The sequence below is a fragment of the Candidatus Electronema sp. JM genome (assembly GCF_048287415.1).
Taxonomy (GTDB): Bacteria; Desulfobacterota; Desulfobulbia; order Desulfobulbales; family Desulfobulbaceae; genus Electronema.
The window spans coordinates 34504-54085 of record NZ_JBLWEN010000014.1 but is presented as its reverse complement, the minus strand read 5'-3'; the positions used below and the strand labels follow the sequence as shown (position 1 = coordinate 54085).

Genomic DNA, 19582 nt, shown 5'->3' with positions numbered 1-19582 from the left:
AGCCCTTCTCCTCAGCGGAGGCTATCTTGCTCTCCACATCCAGCAGGGCGCGCATCCGGGTCTCATAGACCAGCCGCTCCTCCTCATTGAACATCCGGTCTGCCACCTCCACCGCCTTGAGAATGCTGCGGTCGGCGGCCATTGTCTCCGGCATTTCGTTCCGCCGCAGCTCGTGCGCCCTGGAAAGGAAGGCGGCCCAGCGGTCGAGCGGCTTGACCAGCTCCGCGAAGCCCTTCCTGAACTTGCGCAGCTCGATATAGTGCAGCTCGAAGAGGTCATGCAGGCCGTCGTCCTTGCCGCTGGCGGTGTTGATGATCTTGTACAGGCTGTGGAACTCCGCGTCGCCGGGCACGAAGTTGAAGTCGAGGATGCAGATGCTCACGGTCTTCTGGAGCTGCCGGCACATCTGCCCTTCGGCGAGCTGCTCAGTGACGAGCTTGGCCCAGCAGTAGATGGCCCGCTTGTCGAAGTACAAGTCCTCGCTGATCTGCATCTCGACGTTGAACCAGCGGCCCTTGCGGTCAACCGCCTTGATGTCGAGAATGGACATCTTGCCCGCCTGATAGTCGGCGAGGCTGTAGGGGTTGCGCAGGGTCACGTCCGCGACCTGATCCTCCTCCGAGACCACCGCGTTGATCAGGGAGATGAGCAGGTCCTTGTTCTCCTCGCTGCCGAAGAGCTTTTTAAAGGCGAAATCCACTCTGGGGTTTATCCGGCACATGTCGTTCTGCCTCTGGTTGAGGGGGATATCAGGCGAACAGCTCCGCCTCGCGGAAGCTCTTCGCCTGCCGGTCTTTGGCGGAAAGGTTCGGCTCGCCTGCCAGCGGCCAGGCGATGCGCAAGTCCGGGTCGTTCCAGATGATGGCCCGCTCATGCGCCGGGGCGTAGTAGTCCGTGGTCAGGTACAGGAATTCCGCGCTCTCCGACAGGACAAGGAAGCCGTGGGCAAAGCCCTCCGGCACCCAGAGCTGCCGCTTGTTCTCCGCTGAGAGGATTTCCCCGGCCCACTGCCCGAAGGTCGGCGAGCTGCGGCGGATGTCCACCGCCACATCAAAGACCTCGCCCTGCACCACCCGCACCAGTTTGCCCTGCGGCTGCTGTATCTGGTAATGCAGGCCGCGCAGGACATGCTGCGCCGAACGCGAGTGGTTGTGCTGGACAAAGACGGTGTTCAGGCCGGTGGCCTGCTGCCATTGCCGCTGGCTGAAGCTCTCGAAGAAGAAGCCGCGCTCGTCGCCGAAAACCTTCGGCTCAAGCAGCAGGACATCAGGAATGCTGGTCGGCTTGACGTTCATGCGCGGTCTCCGTACATCTTTGCATAATAAGCCTGATAGGAGCCGTCGGTCACAGCGGCAGTCCAGTCGCGGTTGCGCAGATACCAGTCCACGGTCTTCTCAATCCCCTGCTCAAAGGTCATCTTGGGCCGCCAGCCCAGCTCATTGGCAATCTTGCTGGCATCAATGGCATAGCGGCGGTCGTGGCCGAGCCGGTCTTTCACAAAGGTGATCAGCGAGCGGCGCGGCTGGCCGGACGGCAGCGGCCCAGCCTTTTTGTCTAACAGATCGCAAAGCAGCTGCACCACATGCAGATTGGTCTTCTCGTTGTGCCCGCCGATGTTGTATGACTCGCCCAGCCTGCCCTGCTCAATCACCCGGACTATGGCCTCGCAGTGATCCTGCACATAGAGCCAGTCGCGCACGTTGCCGCCGTCGCCATAAACCGGCAGCGGCTTGCCGTGCAGGCCGTTGTTGAGCATGAGCGGAATCAGCTTCTCCGGGAACTGGTACGGCCCGTAATTGTTCGAGCAGTTGGTGATCAGCACCGGCAGGCCGTAGGTGTGGAAATAGGCCCGCGCCAGATGATCTGACGAGGCTTTGGAGGCGGAGTAAGGCGAGCGCGGATCGTAGGCCGTCTCCTCGGTGAAGAAGCCGGTCGCGCCAAGCGAGCCGAAGACCTCGTCAGTGCTGACGTGGAGAAAGCGGCAGCCCTCGCTCCTGCCTGCCCAGTGCTTCTTCGCCGCCTCCAGCAAGGTGAAGGTGCCGACGACATTGGTCTGGATGAACTCCGCCGGGCCGGTGATCGAGCGGTCAACGTGCGACTCGGCGGCGAAATGAGCCACGGTGTCAATCTTGTGCTCGCGGAAGAGCCTGTTCAGCAGCGCGCTGTCGCAGATGTCGCCTTTGACAAAGCTGTAGTTCGGGTGGCTGCTGAGATCGGCCAAGCTCTGCAAATTGCCCGCGTAGGTCAGCTTGTCGAGATTGATCACCCGCCAGTCCGTCTTTTCCGCCAGCAGCAGGCGGACGAAGTTCACGCCGATGAAGCCGCAGCCGCCAGTGACCAGCACTGTTTTCGCCATGTTGCGCCTGTTGTCCTGTAGGGGCAATCCCCCGTGATTGCCCGAATTGTCTTTTCTGTAATGAGACCAGCAAGGGCAGGCACAGGGGCCTGCCCCTACGATAGGTGCTGAACACTATAAAACATCAGCGGCGCGGCTGTCAAACAGCTTGCGGCAGCTTGGGCAACTGTTTATGCTGCGCGTGACGTTCTGTTTTTCGGCCTGATTCAGGCGGCAGTGCTTGCCGATGAGGATCTCCCGTGCTCAGAAAAAAACATCGGGCGATCTCGTCAGAAAGCGTCGCTCGATCTCGTATCACGGCATCAAGCGAGGGCGTATGATGCCGTCGCTCGATCTCGATACAAAGCGTCGAGCGAGGGCGTGCTGCTCCGTCGGGCGAGGCCGCAGTATGGCATCGAACGATGTTTTTCAGAAAGCTCGCTCGATGTTTTTCCGGGAGCAGCGGGGAGGGTTGATGCTGTTGTCTAATGTCAGGCGGGAAACAAAAACTGTGGATTGGCGGCGGAAACAGGCGCAAAGAAAAAAGGAAGGTGGCAAAATGGAACATGAGTTATGTCCAAAATGCAACAAACGGTTGCTTGATGATGTATCAAAGACGACTATTTATGGCCATGACTATGAATCTTATTTTACAGTATGTCCAAGTTGTTATTACTGGAGGCTTGATCATAATGAATGGGGAATGCAGGGTGAACATGAAAATAAGAAGCATACAGAAGGTTATATTGAATCTTTATTTGGAGAAATACTCAAATTAGAAGAAGAACTAAAAAAAGATGGTGTTTGGTATGACGATTTTTCCACCAAGATTGTCACTCCTGAACTTCGATATGCTTACAAACAAGGTGCAGCGTCCTTTTATAATTATTTGCGTAACATCGAAGCCGCACCGATAATCCTCAACGAAGCAAAGCTGATTCTGATCGGTGAAGGCGAAGTGGGCAAAAGCTGCCTGCTTGGCGCGTTGCGCGGCGACCCGTGGGAAGAAAGCCGCCCGACCACGCACGGCATCGAAATCAAGCCGGTTCTTCTAACTGACTCGGAAAGTGGCAAGGAACTCACTCTCAACGGCTGGGATTTCGGCGGCCAGCGCGTGTATCGCCCAACGCACCAGCTTTTCTTCAGTGCGCCTGCTGTCTATCTGGTGGTTTGGAAGCCGCGTGAAGGGCCGCAGCAAGGCTTTGTCAACGAATGGATTCAGCTCATCAAACGCCGTGAACCGGATGCGAAAATCCTTGTCATCGCCACGCACGGCGGGCCAAAGCAGCGGCAGCCGGACATTGCCCGGCAGGAGCTGTGGGACATGTTTGGCAAGGAAACCGTGCTGGACTTCTTCTTTGTCGAAAGCAAGCCAGACGCGGCGGACGGGCGGCGCGGCATCGAAGAGCTGAAGCGGCGCATTGCTGAGGTCGCCGCCTCGCTGCCGGAAGTGGGCCGCTCCGTGCCCAAGAGCTTTCAGGAAGTCCGCCAAGATTTGCGCGACATCGGCAAGCCCTTCTTGCCGCTGGAACAGGTGCTGGCTGTCTGCCACGACCGCAAAATGGACGAGGAGACCGCCAAGCTCTTCATCACCATTTCGCACCGCCTCGGCCATCTCATCCATTACGAGCACGACAAGGCTCTGCGCGACCTCGTGGTGCTGAAACCGGACTGGCTGGCCACGGCAATTAGTTTTGTCCTTGACGACGAAGAGACACGTGACAGGCAGGGCTTGGTCCGCCTGTCGCGCCTCAGCCAGCTCTGGAACGATCCGGCCCGCGAGGAAGAATACCGCTATCCGGCGGAACTGCATCCGGTTTTCCTCCGCCTGATGGAACGCTTCGATCTTTCCTATCGGGCAGCGGAACCGGGCGCAGAGAACGAGGACGACCCGCTCAGTTTGATCGCCCAGCTTGTCCGCGACACCCGCCCGGCAGAACGGTTGGCGCAGGAATGGCCGCAGCAGCCCGGCGCAGGCGACATTGAGCAGCGGCAAATCTGCCGTATTGTGGACGACAAGGGCCAGTCTGCCAATGCGGAAGGGCTGTTTTATCAGCTCATTGTCCGTCTGCACAAATACTCGCTGGGCCGCAATTGCCACTGCGAGAGCGTCCACTGGCAGCGCGGCCTGCTCCTCGATAACGACTACAATGGCCGTGCCCTGCTGGAGCACAAGGGCAATGACATTCACCTCACTGTCCGTGCCCCATATCCAGAATTCTTCCTCGCCATGCTCACCGACGAGGTGAAAAATTTGGTGAAATTCTTCTGGGAAGGGCTGCGCTGCAACGTGATGGTGCCCTGCCTGCTGCCGCCCTGCCAAGGGCTGTTTGAGATTCGCAAGCTGATTGAGAACAAAAGGCGAGGCCGCCCGGATCAGCCCTGTCCGCTCTGCAACGAATGGCAGAATATTGACGAGCTGCTCCGCAACGCGCCATCTGAAAAGCCAATCCGCCTTGAGCAGTTGCAGGCGGAATTCGCTGTGGTCAATCTCAAGCTCGACAGGATGGACGCAACAACCAGCCGCATCCTCAGCCAGATTGACAAATCCTTCAGCGACCTGTTTCAGCTCTTTGTTGACGAGGCCAAGGAAGGCCCGCGCCTGTTCAGCCTGTATCCGGTTGATCCCGGTTTCTTTGACAAACCCGACTGGATCAGCCACAAGTTCCGGCTGGTGCTTTGGTGCGAGCATTCGCGCCTGCCGCTGCCCTTGCTCAACGGCGCGGACAGCACACAGGGCGTGTATGAGCTGGATTTCTCCCGCCAATGGGTGAAAGAGACCGCCCCTTTCTTCCAAACTTTGACTGCCACCTTGAGCCTTGTCCTGCCTGCTGCGGCTTCCGGCATCAAGCTGGCTTTAGATGATCCCGGCTACAAAGCAATTGAGGAGCAGCTCGGCTTTGGCAAAGACTGCTTTGATGCCCTGCTGAAAGGCGGCAAGAATCTCGGCGGCTGGATAAGCGAGCAGGATGCCGCTGAGTTGCCGCATGGAACGGCTGTCCGGGCCGATGGTGCTGTCCTCCGCGAGCTGCACAGCCTCTTGAAAGCAAAAGACATCGGCTTCGGCGGTTTGAAGAAAGTGCTGAACAAGCGGCAAGAATTCCTCTGGGTGCATCCGCAGTTTGCAGAGGAGTATTGATCAGCGATGGAGCAGCGCGATCTTCTCAAACATCTGCGCCAAGCCAATGCAGAGCGAAAACGCCGCCTTGACCGGCAGGTTCACCTTGCAGCAGGCATCAAAGAGGATGCTCAAGCTGGACTCCAAGCCGTCTTCAGCGGCCTGCCAGCAGATGAGGATGGGGAAATGCGGGAGGGGATGCAGGATCAGGGCGGTGTCGGCTGCAAAACCAGCGGCCTCTGTGCCCTGAAACAGCTCGGCCAGATCGTGGAGCAGGCCGGGGTGCGCGTCGGCAAGCCTTTTCAAGACCAGCTCGCAGCGTTTGCAGAACAAATTGTGCACGTCCAAGCCGCCCGGCAGGTCGCGGAAGCTGACCCACGTGCCGGTTGGCAGTTGATGCTGGCTGCTGGCGGCATAGGCGAGCAAAGGATACTGCACCCACGGCATGACGTGGCATTCGGAGCGCATCCGGCCTTGGCGGTCAATCTCGAACGCCTTGCCAAAGGAGGGGATCAGCAGCCTGCCATCTTTGACCGTTCCGCCGATGCGCGGGGCAATAACAGTGAAATCCAGCCCGGCGATCTGCTCTTCCAGCTCGCTCAGGTCATTGACGAATTTATACAATTCCTGTTCCGGTCTGCCGTGCAAGGCGGCGGCAAGCCGTTCTTTCGTCGGTGAATCCAGCAGGGGGCAGTCGGCAAGCGGTTTCTGGCCAGAAGCGGCAGCAGCGGCAAAGGCCAGACAGGAAGGCAACTGGCAGCGGCCGCAGTTGTTTTTCGGCAGGACGCTGTAAACTGATAGATGCGAGAAGGGACGCTCCGGCATGAAAAAAGCCGCGCCCTTGGTCAGCGCGCGGCTTCGTGCAGCATAATTTTTTACATCTCGGTGACGCTGATGGCATCGAACTCGCAGACCTCAACACAGGTCTCGCAGCCCAAGCACTCATCCATGTTCACCGGCTCGGATTTTCCGTCAACCAGCTCCAGCACGGAGGCTGGGCAGCTGCCGACGCATTCTTCACAACCTGTGCATTTGTCCTTGTCAACGACTACTTCAAACATTTTGTTCTCCTTGGGTGGCGGGTTTGACAACCCCTTGTGATAAAAAACAACCTTGATTATTTGATCGTAATTGCGCTGCGGCGCAGCTCAAATTTCAGAGGCCGTGATATGGCCGGACTCTGCCATGCTGCACGTAGTTATTTTGTCCATCCGCTTGGCGCGGCGGCAGCCGCCGTCCGTCAGCTAAGTTCAGATTATGCCCTGACTGCGGCAAAATTACCAATAAACAGAACGGTGTCAACCTTTTTTTGCATTTTTTCATTTACTTTGCACCGGAAAAAATCGTGCCAAACAATAACATATTGTAATAATAATATATTTTTTATTTATATCCTCTGTTGTGCCACGCTGTGCTGAAGTAAAACAGCCGGGCGGAGCAAAAAAATTGCACAGCTTAAAAAACTTAACCTTGACTCTTGCGTAAAAGTATCATATTTTGTATTTATCAGGATGTGAAATTATGTGCGTCGGAGTTGACCGCAAGACAAACAGTTCAACGGAAAGGAGAGAGAAATGAAGAAAGTGCTTGTTGCCGGCACGGCGCTGATGCTTGCCGGAGCCGCTGCTGTTCAGGCTCAGGCTGAAGTGAGCGTCACTGGCGATGCCCGTGTGACTTACATCGGGAAACAGGATTACCTGCGGGACAAGGCAAGTTCCAACGGGTATGATGATTTTTTTGAGTCCCGTGTTGGTCTGAATATTGATGGCAAGGCTCCGGCGAATGGTGTTGGTGCTAAAGCCCGTGTATATTTTGATGGCTACGGTTTTGAGGATGATGCGCCTTGGAATGGCCAAGAGCGGACTGAGCTGTCTGTTGACTATGCTTATTTGACCGCTCCGCTTGGTGATTGGAATATCAAGGCTGGCCGGATCAACTCGGATTATTCCAAATTTTTCTCGTGGAACATTCGTCCGACCCGCCTCACTGCCACCTACAAGCAGGGCGACCTGAGCATCACCCCGTTTGTTGGTGTGCGCGCTGAAGCCACTACAGAGAAAGACAAGTGGAATGACAATGACTATACAGAGTATGGTCTTGTTCTGAAAAGCAAACTGCAAAACGCGTGGAACTTGGTTGGATATGTCCGTTATGATGACGACAAACGCGAGTGGGATGCTTTGACAGGCAGCACGATGGTCAATGGTATTGATGCTAAAGGCAAAGCACTTTCTTTTGCGGTTCCTAACGTTGGCTCCAAAGCTCACAAAGATCGTTCTGGCGTAATCGGCGATGTGTTCCTGAACAACGAGGGCGCAAACTGCGACTTCGGCTTCCATGCCGAGCTGGCCTATAAAGCTGCTGACGTGCAGGGCACCGAAGATGACGGCTTGGGCGGTTATGTCATGCTGTCGAAGGCGATGTCCAGCCAGTTCACCCCGGCAGTGCTGGCAGGTATGACCAAAGACGGTTTTGTTGCTGACAACGACTTCGGCTTTGTCATGGTCGGCGGCGACACCTCCACGCAGGTGCTGAAAGTAGGCGATCTCGCTCCTGAAGGACTTTGGTTTGGCGCATTTGTTGCCAACTACAAAACCAGCGAGCGGATGACCCTGACCGGCAACTTCCTGTATGCTGATTTTGACAACAGCAAAGCAGGCACGATGGACAGCGCCATCGAGGTTTCCGGTGTGGCTGACTACGTGCTGAACGATTCTTCCAGCCTGACCTACAAGATTGGTTATCTGACCCCGAGTGTCAACGGCGGTGGCGTTGCTGAAGATGCGTACTTCGCTCATTATCTGCGCCTGAACGTCAAGTTCTAAGCTGCGCATCCGCGTTGTTGTCAGCGCGAGAGAAGAAAGCACCCTCAAAAAGGGTGCTTTCTTTTTTTTGTTTCATCGGGTATTTTGTTACAAGTTTTGGGGCGGACGCATGATCGCTCCGGCCTTGCTGCCGGGGAGGAAAGTCCGAACACCGCAGGGCGCGGCGGTTCCTAACGGGAACTCCGGGCAACCGGGGGACAGTGCCACAGAAAACACACCGCCGATGGGACGGGCGACCGTTCACAGGCAAGGTTGAAATGGCGAGGTAAGAGCTTCACCGCTTGTCTGGCAACAGGCAAGGCACGGCAAACCCCGCTGGGTGCAAGACCAAATAGGGAAACGCTTGAGGGCGGCCCGTCCGATGTTTCCGGGTAGGTTGCACGAGCTGCCGGGCGACCGGCAGCCCAGTCAAATGATCATGGTCTGTAGCAGCATCGCAGGAACAGAATTCGGCTTACAGTCCGCCCCAATTTTTTCACAGCAAGGAGCAGCAATGAGCAAAAAATCCGTAAAAGAAAAAGCCGGGGCTGTTGTCTATAAGCCAGTGCCGGGAGGCGAGCCGCTCGTTCTGCTCGTCACCGCCCGCAAGGTGCCAGGCTTCTGGGTTTTTCCGGTCGGCAGCGTGGATAAAGGCGAATCTCTGGCAGAAGCCGCCGCACGGGAGTGCTTGGAGGAATCCGGCTACCGCATCAATATTGGCGAGCTGCTGGCGGAAGTGAACGATACTTCCGACAAAGGCAGGCCGGTGCGTTTTACTTTTTATATAGCTACAGAGCACGGCGAAGTGGAAACTTGGGAACAAGATCGGGAAAGAAAATGGGTGCCGCTTTCGCAGGCCGCCGCCTTGTTGCCCGAAATTTTTCACAGTGTGCTACGTGTGGCGCAGGCGCAGCTTGCCAGCAGCGCGGCATCTGAGCGACAGCGGTTGAAAGAGCTGCTGCTGGCAAAATCCTGCCGCACCGGCACCTTCACCCTCACGTCTGGCAGGACATCCGATTTCTATATTGACGGCAAGCAGACCACGTTGGATGCGGAAGGTGCCTATCTCTGTGGCAGGCTGCTGTTTGAGCTGATCCGGCAGCATCCGCAGCCCATCGGCGGCGTGGGCGGCATGACGCTTGGCGCAGATCCGTTAGTGACGGCAGCAGCTATCGTCAGCCATCTCAGCGGCAGCCCGATTCCGGCCTTCATTGTCCGCAAAGAAGCCAAAGGCCACGGCACGGGCAATTATTTGGAAGGCAAAAGCAATCTGCAACCGGGCTGCGCGGTGGCCTTGATTGAGGATGTGGTCACCACCGGCGGCACCTTGCTCAAGGTGATTGAGCGGGTGGAAAAAGAAGGTTTCAAAGTGGCGTTGGTGGCGACTGTGGTTGACCGCGAGGAAGGCGGTGCTGACGTGCTGGCCAAGGCTGGATATCCGCTGAAGGCCGTTTTCACTCGTTCCCAGCTCATCGGTTGAACGGCGCGTCATGCAGTGCAAACTATGCGGCCATGAAAAATTGGAGCTTGTCCGGCGGTGCCGCCAAGTCCGCCTCCGCTGCGAGAGCTGCGGCAAAGAGCATCGCATTCATGAGCTGGCGGCAGAACTGGATCCGGAAACGGAAAAGCTGCTGGAGCGGCACAACTGCATTATTTACGACTGAGCTGTCTTCCTTCATAGTCCCGCCCGCGCCAATAACGCCATGCGCATCCTTGCCATTGAAAGTTCCTGCGACGACACCGCCGCCGCCGTGCTGGAAGACGGCAGCCGGGTGCTGGCCAGCGTGATCAGCAGCCAGCACAGCGTGCATGAAAAATACGGCGGCGTGGTGCCGGAGCTGGCTTCGCGCTGTCATATTGAAGCCATTTGGCCAGTGGTGCATGAAGCTCTGAGCCAGGCCGGAGTGACGCTGGATGAAATCGGCTTGATTGCTGCCACGCAGGGGCCGGGCTTGGTCGGCTGCCTGCTGGTGGGCTTCACCTTTGCCAAGTCGCTGGCCTCAGTGCGCAATATCCCCTGCGTCGGCGTGGATCATTTAGCCGGGCATCTGCTGGCGATTCTTTTGGAAGACAATAAGCCGGAATTTCCGTACACCGCCTTGGTGGCCTCTGGCGGCACCAGCTCGCTCTTTGCGGTCAGCAGCCCGACCGAATTCCGCCTGCTGGGCCGCACCCGCGACGACGCGGCAGGCGAGGCCTTCGACAAAGTGGCGAAACTGCTCGAACTTGGTTGTCCGGGTGGGCCTGCGGTGAGCAATCTGGCCGCGCAGGGCCGAGCTGATGCCTTCGCCTTTCCCCGCGCCCTGTTGGATGGCAGCGCGGATTTCAGCTTCAGCGGCCTGAAAACAGCGGTGATGAATCAGGTCAGCCGCTTGCGCCAGCTTGATCAGCCCGTGCCGGTCGAGGATATCTGCGCTTCTTTTGAACAGGCAGTTGCCGACACGCTGACCGAGAAAACCATTCTTGCCGCCAAACGCTGCGGTCATCAGCGCGTGGCCCTTGGCGGCGGCGTGGCGGCCAATCAGCGGCTGCGGCGGCAGATGACCGCCCGCTGCGCCGAGGAAAGCCTGCAATGCTTTCTGCCCTCGCCGCTTTTCTGCACTGACAACGCCGCGATGATCGGCTTGGCTGGCTGGCATCTTTTGCAAGCGGGCCAGCGCGTCGGCCCGGATGCGGACGCGTTCTCGCGTTCGCCGCTGAACTGAACCAATGATGCCGCTTTTTTTGCAAAAGTTCGCCCGCCTGCCGCGCTATTACTTCCTGCGGATCAAGCGGCTGAAAGGCGACCAAAAATATTTAGCGCGCGGCTTCGCTCTTGGCGTGTTCATGGGCAACCTGCCCTTTGTGCCGCAGACCATCCTGCTCATCCCCATCACCATCGCCCTGAACGCCAGCACAGTCGCCGGCATTATTTCCTCAGTCATTGTCAACAATCCCTTCACGGTCACGCTTCAATACTATCTAGCCTGGCGGATCGGCATCTTTATCCTGCCGGGCGAAGGCTCATCAATGGATGAATTGCACATGATGATGCGGACGGTGTCTGAGAAAGGATTGATCAGCGGCTTGGGCGAAATTGGCCGCGTTGGTTTCGACACGCTGCTGGCTCTTCAGGTCGGTGGCGCGGTGATGGGCGTGGTCATGGCCGCGGCCAGCTATTATCCTGCGCTGGTCTTCTTCCGCAAGCTGCGGGAGCGGAAGCAGCAGCGGCATCTGCTGAACAACAAGAAGTCATGAGCGCGGCACCCGGCCTGGCCCGCAAATTGGCCCGGCTGCCGCGCTATTTTTACGGATGAAGCGGCTGCGCGGCGACCCAGAGTATCTCGCACGCGGTTTCGCTTTCGGGATTTTCATGGGCGTGCTGCCGCTGGCCCCGGTGCAAACTATCATTCTGGTGCCGCTGACTCTCCTCCTGCGGGTGAGCACCTTGGCCGCCTTCATCGCCGGGGTTCTGGTCAGCAACCCGCTGACCTTCATCCCCCAATATTATCTCACGTGGAAGCTGGGCAACATGGTGCTGCCCGGCTGGCTTTCTTGGGAGCAGCTCGAACGCACCCTTCAAACCATGTCTGAGGCGTTGGCCAACGAGAGCTTTTTAAGCGGCATGATCCACAGTCTCGCCGCCCTCAGCGGGCTTGGCATCAAAGCTATCGCCGTGATTGAGACGGGCGGCGCCATTATCGGTGCGCCCGCTGGAATAATCAGCTATTTTTTCGCCCGCAGATTCTTCCGCGCCGTCCACGAGCGGCGGCGGATGAAGAAGCGGACGCTTGACTCACGTTTCAAGACAACACTATGACTGACGCAGCACGAGCATGGTTCCGCATGTCCAAATATCATTTTCTGCGCCTGCGGCGGCTGAAAGGCGATCCTGAGTATTTGGCCAGAGGCGTGGGATTCGGGGTTTTCATCGGCAACCTGCCTCTGATACCGCAGAGTTTCTTCCTCGTCTCGCTGACCATGCTCCTGCGGATCAGCACGGTGGCGGCGTTCATCTCCTCAACGGTGGTCAACAACCCGCTGACCGTGATGTTTCAGTATTATCTTTCCTGGAAGGTGGGCAGCGCGGTGCTGCCCGGCGGCTGCTCATGGACCCAGCTGCAAGCCGCCCTGCGCATGTTTGATCAGGGGCTGCGCATCGGCTTGAGCGCGGTCAGCGGCTTGGGCATGAAAACCTTGGGCGTGCTGCTGACCGGCGGCACGATCATCGGCGTGGTCTCCGGCGTGGCCTGCTACCTTGGCTCCCGCTGGTTTTTCTGGACCGTGAAACGGAAGCGGGCGATGAAGCACCGCCTGAACAACAGGGCCTGAGCATGTTTTACCAAAAAAGCAAAAGCGTGCTGCGGCAGGAAGGTTTGGCCGCCTCAAAAAAGCTGGGCCAGAATTTTCTTGTCCACCGGCACACGGCGGAGTGCATCGCTGATCTGGCCGGACTGAGCAAGGACGACACCGTGGTTGAGGTGGGAGTCGGCTTGGGCGCATTGACGAAGCCGCTGGCCGAGGCCGCCGGGCATGTCATTGGTCTCGAGGCGGATTCCGGCATCATCCGCCTGCACGAGGAGCGCGGCGGCCTGCCGGACAATGTCCGCCTCATTCATCAGGACGTGCTCAAGGCGGATTTCGCCGCGCTGGCCGAACTCTGCGGCGGCAGGCTGAAGATCGTCGCCAACCTGCCCTATTCCATCTCCTCGCCGTTTTTGTTCAAGCTGATTGAGGAGAGGGAGCGGATTGACGTTGTGCTGGTCATGCTGCAAAAGGAGCTGGCCGAGCGGCTGCTGGCCGGGCCGCAGACTAAAGCCTACGGTGCGCCGACTGTGCTGCTGGCCGCCTGCGCCGCGACCGAGGCGGTGATGGAGATCGGCCCGGATGAATTTCATCCCCGGCCTAAGGTGGATTCGCTGCTGCTCCGCCTGACCTTTCATCCAGAGCCGGAGCGGGTGCGCCGACTGGGCGCATACGACCGCGAGCTGTTCCGCCGCATCGTCAGCGCGGCCTTTGGCCAGCGGCGGAAAACCCTGCTCAACAGTCTCAACGCCGCCGGGCTGGGCGGCAAAGACGAGCTGGCCGCCTGCATCGCCGCCGCAGGGCTGTCTCCCTCTGACCGTGCCGAGCGGCTGACACTGGAGGATTTTGTCCGGCTGGCCAGAGCAATGGGCGGCGTGTCCTGAGGTTGCGCAGAAAATGAGCTGTCCTTGCCTGAAATCTCTTGAAAACATGCGCTGTTTCTTGTAACTGTAACAGTTCAGCCGCGCCGGGCGGAGCAGCGGCGCAATCTTTGAAATCAGTTATTTTTCTCTTCATTTTTATTTATACACCAAGGAGCAACGCAGATGGCTATCACAGTGCAGGCAATCGCTGAAAGTATCAACATCATGGGCAAACGCAGCGGCACCGCCATGAAAGAGCGCATTCCAGGGCCGATTCAGGAGATGGCGCGGGAGGAAGCCGCCGCCGGAGCAACGTATCTGGATCTCAATATCGGGCCTGCCCGCAAAGATGGAATCAATCTGCTGCCTTGGGTGGTGGAGACGGTGCAGAGCACGGTGGACACGCCGCTTTGTCTTGACACCACCAACACCGACGCGATGGCCGCAGGCTTCAACGTGGTGAAGAACAAGACCGTCGCAATCATGAACTCCATCTCCGCCCAGCCGGAGCGGATGGAGAAACTCATTCCGGTCGCCGCCGAGGCGGGCTGCAATGTCATCGCCCTGCTCTGGGGGCCGGACGGAATGCCGCGCGACTCCAACGAGCGGGCGGCGATGGCGGTTGATCTGATGATGGCCCTGAGCGCGGCAGGCATCCCCAACGAGAAAATGTTCTTTGATCCCATTGCCACCCCGATCACCCTTGGCGCGGATCAGATTGCCTCCGGCCTTGAGTTTCTCATGATGCTTCAGGACATCGCGCCGGGCGCAGGCTCGACCGTCGGCCTGTCCAACGTCTCCAACGGCGTGGCCGAGCATCTGCGCAAGTATTTGGACCGCACCTACCTGATCATGCTGATGAAGCACGGCATCAAAACAGCCATCGTCAATGCTTATGACAAGGAGCTGATGGCGATCTGCAAGGGTGAGCGGCAGGATATAGTTGATTTGGTGCACGGGATGATGGACGGCAATGATCCTGATCCATCTGCCCTGAGCGGCTCGGCCTTGGAGCATTACAAGACCTACAAGGTGCTTTCCGGCCAGGCGGTCTTCTCCGAATCCTGGCTGACATTGTAAGACAGGACGGAACGGGAGCGGGCGCGCCTGCTCCCGGCAATGCCTTTTTGTAAAAAAAAATGGAGAATATATGGAAAACAACATCATGCGGAAGCCGCTGCTGAATTCTGCGGCAGTTTTTGCTTTTTTCATCGGCTTGATTGCAGTCAGCCTCGCCCATCCAGAGGCGACGGTCTTTCAGGCAGCCGGGATGCTGATTCAGGCCGTGTTCCGCGCAGTCCAGCTCCTGATCGGATTAGGACTGGCGGCGGTCTTCTGTGTGGCCGTGCTGATCAGCATTTTTCTCGGCGCGGTGGCTCTGGCCGACCGGAACAGCGCGGCCCGCATGTACGGCGAGCTGCGGCAAACTTTAGCTGACTGGCTCGTGCCGGTGCTTGAGCTGGCTGGCAAAAAAAAAATAGAGGAGCCTGTCAATTTTGAACCGGTGAAAGAGGAAATGCGCCAGGAACTGCAAGCGAACATCGGGGCCATTCAGAGTCAGCTTCACGCCACCCGCGAGCTGCTGGCGGGAAAAATCGGGCAGCTTTCCAGCCGGATTGATACCTTGGAAGACCTGACTGCCAAAATGGCGGACACTGCTCAGGTGGAAACCTTGCGCGGCGAGGTGCGCGGGGCAATGAGCACGCTGGCAGGCATTGAAAGCGCGGTCGGGGGCATGAAGTCCTGCGTTGAGCAGACCGCCCAGCAGATTCTGCGCATTTCGCCGGAGGAGCTGCTCGGTGACCTGCCGGAGCGGCTGCGGCTGCTGGAGCAGCGCGAGCCGGAGGTGATTGACATCACTCCACTGGAGCGGGATATTGCGCTGATGCAGCAGGAGTTGGCTGTAGTGCGGGAAAAGGCCGATAAGGCTTTACTGACGACCACCTCGGCGGCCCCGGTCGCACAGGAGGCAGCAGGACAGGAAGCCCTGCCGTCAGACGAGCATCGTCTGTTCAGCTATTTTGCTGATCCTGCCGACAGGCAGAAAATCGTCGAGCTGACTGACGAGGCCCTGGAAAAAGGTCTCAATCACAAGCAGACCATTGACTATCTGACACGGGGTCTGGGTGCGCAGAAGGGCAAAATCATCAGTGCGCATCCGGCTGTGTTCAAAGATTATCTCAAAACCTGCCGCCGGAATGATTGAGCAGTGAGAGCGGAAGAGACGGCAGCCTCCCGCTCTTCCGCTTTTCATTTCAAGTCTGACAGGAGCAGGCGCACCGCTCCTTGATGCAATTTCCCGCCTCAGTGCTGTTCGCCACCGCTGTTTTCCGCAGGATTTTTTGCACAAAATGCCGCCAGCCTTCCGGCGCTTCAGCGATGTTGAAGCCGACATCCACTAAGATGCCGTTTTTCCGCCGCCAGCACGGTGAGACATTCAGCTTGTAGCAGGGCGAGTCTGGCCCGCCGGAGATGACCACGCTGTACCGTTTGCCCTGCACAGCAAATTTGTCCGGCAGATCATTGAGCCTCAATCCTTCCAAAGAAATATCCTCCACCATGCCGCCATACACAAAATGGCCGTCGGCAATGTCGGCGATATAGCCTTTCAGCTTCATGCGGAACTGCCGCCGTTTTTCTTTCGTTTCCAATTCCATCATTCCCTTGTCTCCTTGCCGTGCCTTTATTCCGCCGCAGGTGCGGCAGCCAAATCAATCAGCTCCCTGAAGGAGTCAATTGAGAGATAGTGTTCGGAGCGGGCGGCTGGCCTGCGGCTGCTGGGCCGAGCCACATGCACCAGCCAGCCAATGCCGTGCCGCTCGGCTGTCCGCAGCACTTTTTCCGTGTCGTCGGCGAGCAGCGAGCGGGCAGGATCAAAGCCCAGCATTTCTTGCAGCCGCACCCAGAACTGCGGCTGCTCCTTGGCAAAACCAACTTCATCCGCGCAGACGAGCCGGTCAAACCAGCCGCCGAGATCGGTTTTATCCAGCTTGATAGCCAAGGTGCGGGGATGGGCATTGGTCACTAAATATAGCTGCTTGTTCATATTGCGGCAGCATTGAAGAAACTCGCGCACATGCGGATGCACAGCAATCAGGTGGTCAATCCGCAGCTTCAGCTCCGGGATATCCAAGCCCAGCTCACGCGACCAATGCTCAACATCCGACCACTGAAGGGAGTTTTCCATTTTGCGGTAGCGTTCCAGTAGCTGTTGCGCTGCCTCTTCCACAGTAATGTTGTGGACTAAGCTGTAGTGTTCCGGGACATAAACCTCCCAGAAATAATCATCGAAGTGCTTGTCTAAAAGAGTGCCGTCCATGTCGAGCAGAACAGTGTCAACGGCATTCCAAGCTGACTGTGATATTTTCACGGAATTTTGCATAAATGTCAAGGTGATGATGCTTATATCCTGATTCGTTAAACAGTTCAGGATGAATTTTCGCTCCACTTGTTAAGAGCGAGGTTTTTTTGAGGAATATTGAAGGTGCAGATATGAAAATGCCGACTCAGCACCTCTTCAATTCTGCCGTTGAAGCGTTCAACCATCCAGTTTGTCTGCGTTTTTTGGCTTGATCAAACGGGGATGCTCAATGCTCTCCTCCTCCGGCATCTGAAGGAGGTTTTTACATCAGCACGAACGAAGCCAAGATCGTATTTTTAAATTTTTTCAAAGGGTGTTATCCCACTGCCGAATCACTGATTGCAATCGCGGCAAGAGCTGAAAAAAGCAGGGCGTTAGCAGGAATATGAAAATTAAAATCCGCAAAACTGTGCACTGCCATCGCGGTGATTCCGGCAAGACTGCCCAATGTTGCCGCGTTGATCAATCTGCTGGACGAAACATCCAATTTCCACAGACCGTGCCGGTACAACACGGCCATCATCCAGATGATCAAAAGAGGCAGACCAACACCTAATTCAGCGGTGAATTGCAAATAATCATTGTGCGCTCTGTTGAACCGGACATCACCAAGGCCGGGCGGCTGAAATTGAGCAAAGACAAAAGGATAGGTGCCAGGGCCTGAACCAGTGAGCCAATGCGCCAGAATCATGTCAACTGTGCCGCGCCACGCCAGCATTCGGCTGGCAAGTTCAGCCTCATGAAGACGGCGCACGATCAGAGGAGACGCAAGCAGCAGGACGGAAATAACTGCTGCGAGCACACTGGAAAAGAAAATAATCCGCCAGCGTCTGCTGCGGTGTTTGGCCAGCAGCCAAATCAAGATGAATAAAATGGCCGCTGCCGCACCTGCCCATCCCCCGCGAGAGCAGGTCAGAATGAGACAAACTCCCTGCAATATCAAGAGCAGAAGCTGCACCGGCAGCCATTCCCGCTGACAGCCGAACAAAATCAGGCAAAGCAGCAGCGGAAAGGACATTTCCAGCCAGCCAGATGGCTGTGATTGACAAAGGTCGCAGTCAGCCAAGGCGTTCGCGGCAGCCCGCCAAGATAATCCAGCCAAGGCACCGGATCCACTCCATTGCGCTGCGACAACCCGATGAGACAGAGCAGCGTGGAAACGCTGATAATCCAATACAGCAGAAAAATCAAGCAGGAACGCTCTTGGCTCAGGTGCAGCACGACATAATGAAACAGCAGGCAGGCAAATAGCTGACTAACCGCTATCATGCTGAGATAGCGATGAACAGACCAAAAAAAAGAACAGGCGGTTAAGATGGACAGCACCGCAAGTGGCGCGGTCAGCGGGGTTGCTTGCAGGAAGAAAGCGCGATGCGGCTGCAGCAGACTGCCTGCGGCAGCGGCAAGAACGAGAAGAAAAATAACGCCGACAGCCCAATCTTGAACTGCTCCCAGAGCCAAAGGCGGAAACAGGAGCAACAGGGCCGTCGCGCTTATCGTGATCCATTTGGAAAAATTCATTTTATCAATAGCTGCTCGATACTTCACCAAGTCAGCGAGAAGTTTTGCTCTGGCCAGCAGCTTGGTGTTGCCGTAAAATGCGCGGTTTCCGTAAATTAGCTATTGCAACTCTGAAGCGAAGCGCAGATAAAAAATCGGCCTATACTGGAGGAGCATAGGCCGGAAGAGCAGACACGCTGGCAATCATTCACCGACAACGATTTCCTGCCAAACCTGATTGTAGTCCTTCAGCGTTTCACCAAGATCCTCCTTGAACTCCGAGCGCGCAAGATCGCTGATCTCGTAATTTGGTTTCTTGGCACGAAGATTGCGGGCTGGCACGTTGATGGAAGGCAGCGTAAGGAAATCAACAATTTTGGCATACACCTTCGGTTCATGAATATAGTTCATGAATTTGTAGGCCATATCCTTATTCTTGGCGTTTTTCAGCAGCACCATGCTGTCCATGTACATCGCGCTGCCTTCTTTTGGAATGAAGAACGCAACGTTCTTCTTCGCCTCCTCGTCCAACTCAAGGAAAATGTTCTCAGCGTAGCCCTGCACGACCCAGAATTCACCGGCGGCAAAGCCTTTAGCAAAGGACTCCGCGTCAAACTTGACGATTTTGCTTTTCCATTGCTTGACTAAGTCCTTCGCCTTCTTCAGCTCTTCAAGGTTTTTGGTATTGACGGAGTAGCCCAGCGATTTGAGGGCGGCACCAAGCACCTCGCGCATGTCGTCGAGCATGGTCATCCGGCCTTTAAGGTCGTCACGATTGAAGAGCGTCCAGCTTTTGTCAAAACCTGCCGGAACCTGCTTCGTATTCACTGCCACTCCCGCCGCGCCCATCATGTAGGGAACGGAATATTTGTTCCCCTCGTCAAAATGAATTTTTGCCAGAATGGCTGGATCAATGTGAGCGAAGTTTGGCACCTTGCTCTTGTCAATTGGCTCCAGCATGTTTTCCTTGGCCATGATCGAGACATAATCACCAGAAGGAAAAACAAGGTCGTAGCCACTGCCGCCCGCCTTTAATTTGGTGAACATCTCCTCATTTGAGGCGTACATGTCATACACGACTTTGACCTGATTCTGGCTTTCAAAGTCTTTCACCACTTGATCAGGAATATAGTAGGTCCAATTGTAGATGTAGAGCTTCTGCGGCTCGTTCGCCTGCGCGGCTGGCTGATTTTGCGCTGCAGCCTTTTTTTGAGGAGTCTGCTGCTCTTCTTTTTTATCTTCTGAACAGCCGTGCAGAACAAGACAGACTGCTGCCGAAAGCAGCACTAAAGGCAGTTTCTTCATGATGACGCTCCG

22 protein-coding genes, 1 other RNA gene and 1 pseudogene are annotated in these 19582 nt (G+C 56.7%); 13 read left to right on the top strand and 11 right to left on the bottom strand.

Annotated features, from left to right (window positions below; translation table 11 throughout):
* From ACNKH6_RS03555 to ACNKH6_RS03540, 4 genes are all read right to left on the bottom strand, one after another.
* A partial coding sequence (locus ACNKH6_RS03555; RefSeq protein ID WP_417914167.1) for an Rpn family recombination-promoting nuclease/putative transposase occupies positions 1 to 721 on the bottom strand: 721 nt, incomplete at its 3' end.
* A 28-nt stretch (positions 722 to 749) separates the two neighbouring features.
* On the bottom strand, positions 750 to 1295 hold the full coding sequence (gene rfbC, locus ACNKH6_RS03550) for a dTDP-4-dehydrorhamnose 3,5-epimerase (RefSeq protein WP_417914166.1): 546 nt from the start codon (positions 1293 to 1295) through the stop codon (positions 750 to 752).
* Positions 1292 to 2356 carry a dTDP-glucose 4,6-dehydratase gene (rfbB, locus tag ACNKH6_RS03545; protein WP_417914165.1) on the bottom strand — a complete coding sequence of 355 codons (1065 nt, stop codon included), beginning with the start codon at positions 2354 to 2356 and terminating at the stop codon, positions 1292 to 1294. The genes rfbC and rfbB overlap by 4 nt, the downstream gene beginning before the upstream one ends.
* A 139-nt stretch (positions 2357 to 2495) precedes the next feature.
* A complete protein-coding gene (locus ACNKH6_RS03540; protein WP_417914164.1) occupies positions 2496 to 2903 on the bottom strand; it encodes a hypothetical protein in 408 nt (135 codons plus the stop codon).
* A 321-nt stretch (positions 2904 to 3224) separates the two neighbouring features.
* Here ACNKH6_RS03540 and ACNKH6_RS03535 point away from each other — a divergent pair, with 321 nt between their 5' ends.
* Entirely contained in the window at positions 3225 to 5474 is a 2250-nt protein-coding gene (locus ACNKH6_RS03535; protein WP_417914163.1) for a COR domain-containing protein, read from the top strand.
* Here the strand turns inward: ACNKH6_RS03535 and ACNKH6_RS03530 are convergent, their stop codons facing one another.
* Both ACNKH6_RS03530 and ACNKH6_RS03525 read right to left on the bottom strand, forming a co-directional pair.
* On the bottom strand, positions 5475 to 6278 hold the full coding sequence (locus ACNKH6_RS03530; RefSeq protein WP_417914162.1) for a DUF3786 domain-containing protein: 804 nt from the start codon (positions 6276 to 6278) through the stop codon (positions 5475 to 5477). It abuts the gene before it with no gap.
* A gap of 50 nt (positions 6279 to 6328) precedes the next feature.
* On the bottom strand, positions 6329 to 6514 hold the full coding sequence (locus ACNKH6_RS03525; RefSeq protein ID WP_417914161.1) for an indolepyruvate ferredoxin oxidoreductase subunit alpha: 186 nt from the start codon (positions 6512 to 6514) through the stop codon (positions 6329 to 6331).
* A 513-nt stretch (positions 6515 to 7027) separates the two neighbouring features.
* On the opposite strand from ACNKH6_RS03525, the gene ACNKH6_RS03520 reads away from it, so the two are divergent.
* The 12 genes and pseudogenes from ACNKH6_RS03520 to ACNKH6_RS03465 all read left to right on the top strand — a co-directional run bounded on the left by ACNKH6_RS03520 (position 7028) and on the right by ACNKH6_RS03465 (position 15610).
* Positions 7028 to 8278 carry a hypothetical protein gene (locus tag ACNKH6_RS03520; RefSeq protein WP_417914160.1) on the top strand — a complete coding sequence of 417 codons (1251 nt, stop codon included), beginning with the start codon at positions 7028 to 7030 and terminating at the stop codon, positions 8276 to 8278.
* 97 nt (positions 8279 to 8375) lie between these two features.
* Positions 8376 to 8751, top strand: an RNA gene (gene rnpB, locus ACNKH6_RS03515) — RNase P RNA component class A.
* A gap of 20 nt (positions 8752 to 8771) precedes the next feature.
* Positions 8772 to 9110, top strand: a pseudogene (locus ACNKH6_RS03510) (NUDIX hydrolase); the annotation flags it as partial.
* A gap of 45 nt (positions 9111 to 9155) precedes the next feature.
* Positions 9156 to 9737, top strand: a complete 582-nt coding sequence (gene pyrE, locus ACNKH6_RS03505; RefSeq protein WP_417914171.1) for an orotate phosphoribosyltransferase — start codon at positions 9156 to 9158, stop codon at positions 9735 to 9737.
* 10 nt (positions 9738 to 9747) lie between these two features.
* A complete protein-coding gene (locus tag ACNKH6_RS03500; protein WP_417914159.1) occupies positions 9748 to 9921 on the top strand; it encodes a dual CXXC motif small (seleno)protein in 174 nt (57 codons plus the stop codon).
* 39 nt (positions 9922 to 9960) lie between these two features.
* The gene (gene tsaD, locus ACNKH6_RS03495) at positions 9961 to 10962 is read left to right on the top strand and encodes a tRNA (adenosine(37)-N6)-threonylcarbamoyltransferase complex transferase subunit TsaD (RefSeq protein WP_417914158.1); all 1002 of its coding nucleotides are present in this window, start codon (positions 9961 to 9963) and stop codon (positions 10960 to 10962) included.
* Positions 10963 to 10966: 4 nt separating this feature from the next.
* A complete protein-coding gene (locus ACNKH6_RS03490; RefSeq protein ID WP_417914157.1) occupies positions 10967 to 11494 on the top strand; it encodes a DUF2062 domain-containing protein in 528 nt (175 codons plus the stop codon).
* Between the two features lie 25 nt (positions 11495 to 11519).
* The gene (locus ACNKH6_RS03485; protein ID WP_417914170.1) at positions 11520 to 12056 is read left to right on the top strand and encodes a DUF2062 domain-containing protein; all 537 of its coding nucleotides are present in this window, start codon (positions 11520 to 11522) and stop codon (positions 12054 to 12056) included.
* Entirely contained in the window at positions 12053 to 12568 is a 516-nt protein-coding gene (locus ACNKH6_RS03480) for a DUF2062 domain-containing protein (RefSeq protein ID WP_417914156.1), read from the top strand. The genes ACNKH6_RS03485 and ACNKH6_RS03480 overlap by 4 nt, the downstream gene beginning before the upstream one ends.
* Before the next feature lie 2 nt (positions 12569 to 12570).
* Positions 12571 to 13425, top strand: a complete 855-nt coding sequence (gene rsmA / locus ACNKH6_RS03475) for a 16S rRNA (adenine(1518)-N(6)/adenine(1519)-N(6))-dimethyltransferase RsmA (protein WP_417914155.1) — start codon at positions 12571 to 12573, stop codon at positions 13423 to 13425.
* A 162-nt stretch (positions 13426 to 13587) separates the two neighbouring features.
* Positions 13588 to 14484: a dihydropteroate synthase gene (locus tag ACNKH6_RS03470; RefSeq protein WP_417914154.1), complete on the top strand. Its 897-nt coding sequence runs from the start codon at positions 13588 to 13590 to the stop codon at positions 14482 to 14484.
* Positions 14485 to 14554: 70 nt separating this feature from the next.
* Entirely contained in the window at positions 14555 to 15610 is a 1056-nt protein-coding gene (locus tag ACNKH6_RS03465; protein ID WP_417914153.1) for a hypothetical protein, read from the top strand.
* Positions 15611 to 15659: 49 nt separating this feature from the next.
* On the opposite strand, the gene ACNKH6_RS03460 is transcribed toward ACNKH6_RS03465, so the two are convergent.
* The 5 genes from ACNKH6_RS03460 to ACNKH6_RS03440 form a co-directional block, all read right to left on the bottom strand.
* Positions 15660 to 16064 carry a PilZ domain-containing protein gene (locus tag ACNKH6_RS03460; protein ID WP_417914152.1) on the bottom strand — a complete coding sequence of 135 codons (405 nt, stop codon included), beginning with the start codon at positions 16062 to 16064 and terminating at the stop codon, positions 15660 to 15662.
* A 23-nt stretch (positions 16065 to 16087) separates the two neighbouring features.
* Positions 16088 to 16774, bottom strand: coding sequence for an HAD-IA family hydrolase (locus ACNKH6_RS03455; protein ID WP_417914151.1), 687 nt, complete (start codon positions 16772 to 16774; stop codon positions 16088 to 16090).
* Between the two features lie 307 nt (positions 16775 to 17081).
* On the bottom strand, positions 17082 to 17783 hold the full coding sequence (locus tag ACNKH6_RS03450; protein ID WP_417914150.1) for an O-antigen ligase family protein: 702 nt from the start codon (positions 17781 to 17783) through the stop codon (positions 17082 to 17084).
* Complete coding sequence (locus ACNKH6_RS03445; protein WP_417914149.1) at positions 17756 to 18286, bottom strand: hypothetical protein; 531 nt, start codon at positions 18284 to 18286, stop codon at positions 17756 to 17758. Before ACNKH6_RS03445 ends, ACNKH6_RS03450 begins: the two co-directional genes overlap by 28 nt.
* A 183-nt stretch (positions 18287 to 18469) precedes the next feature.
* Positions 18470 to 19570, bottom strand: a complete 1101-nt coding sequence (locus ACNKH6_RS03440) for an extracellular solute-binding protein (RefSeq protein ID WP_417914148.1) — start codon at positions 19568 to 19570, stop codon at positions 18470 to 18472.
* Positions 19571 to 19582 lie beyond the last annotated feature (12 nt).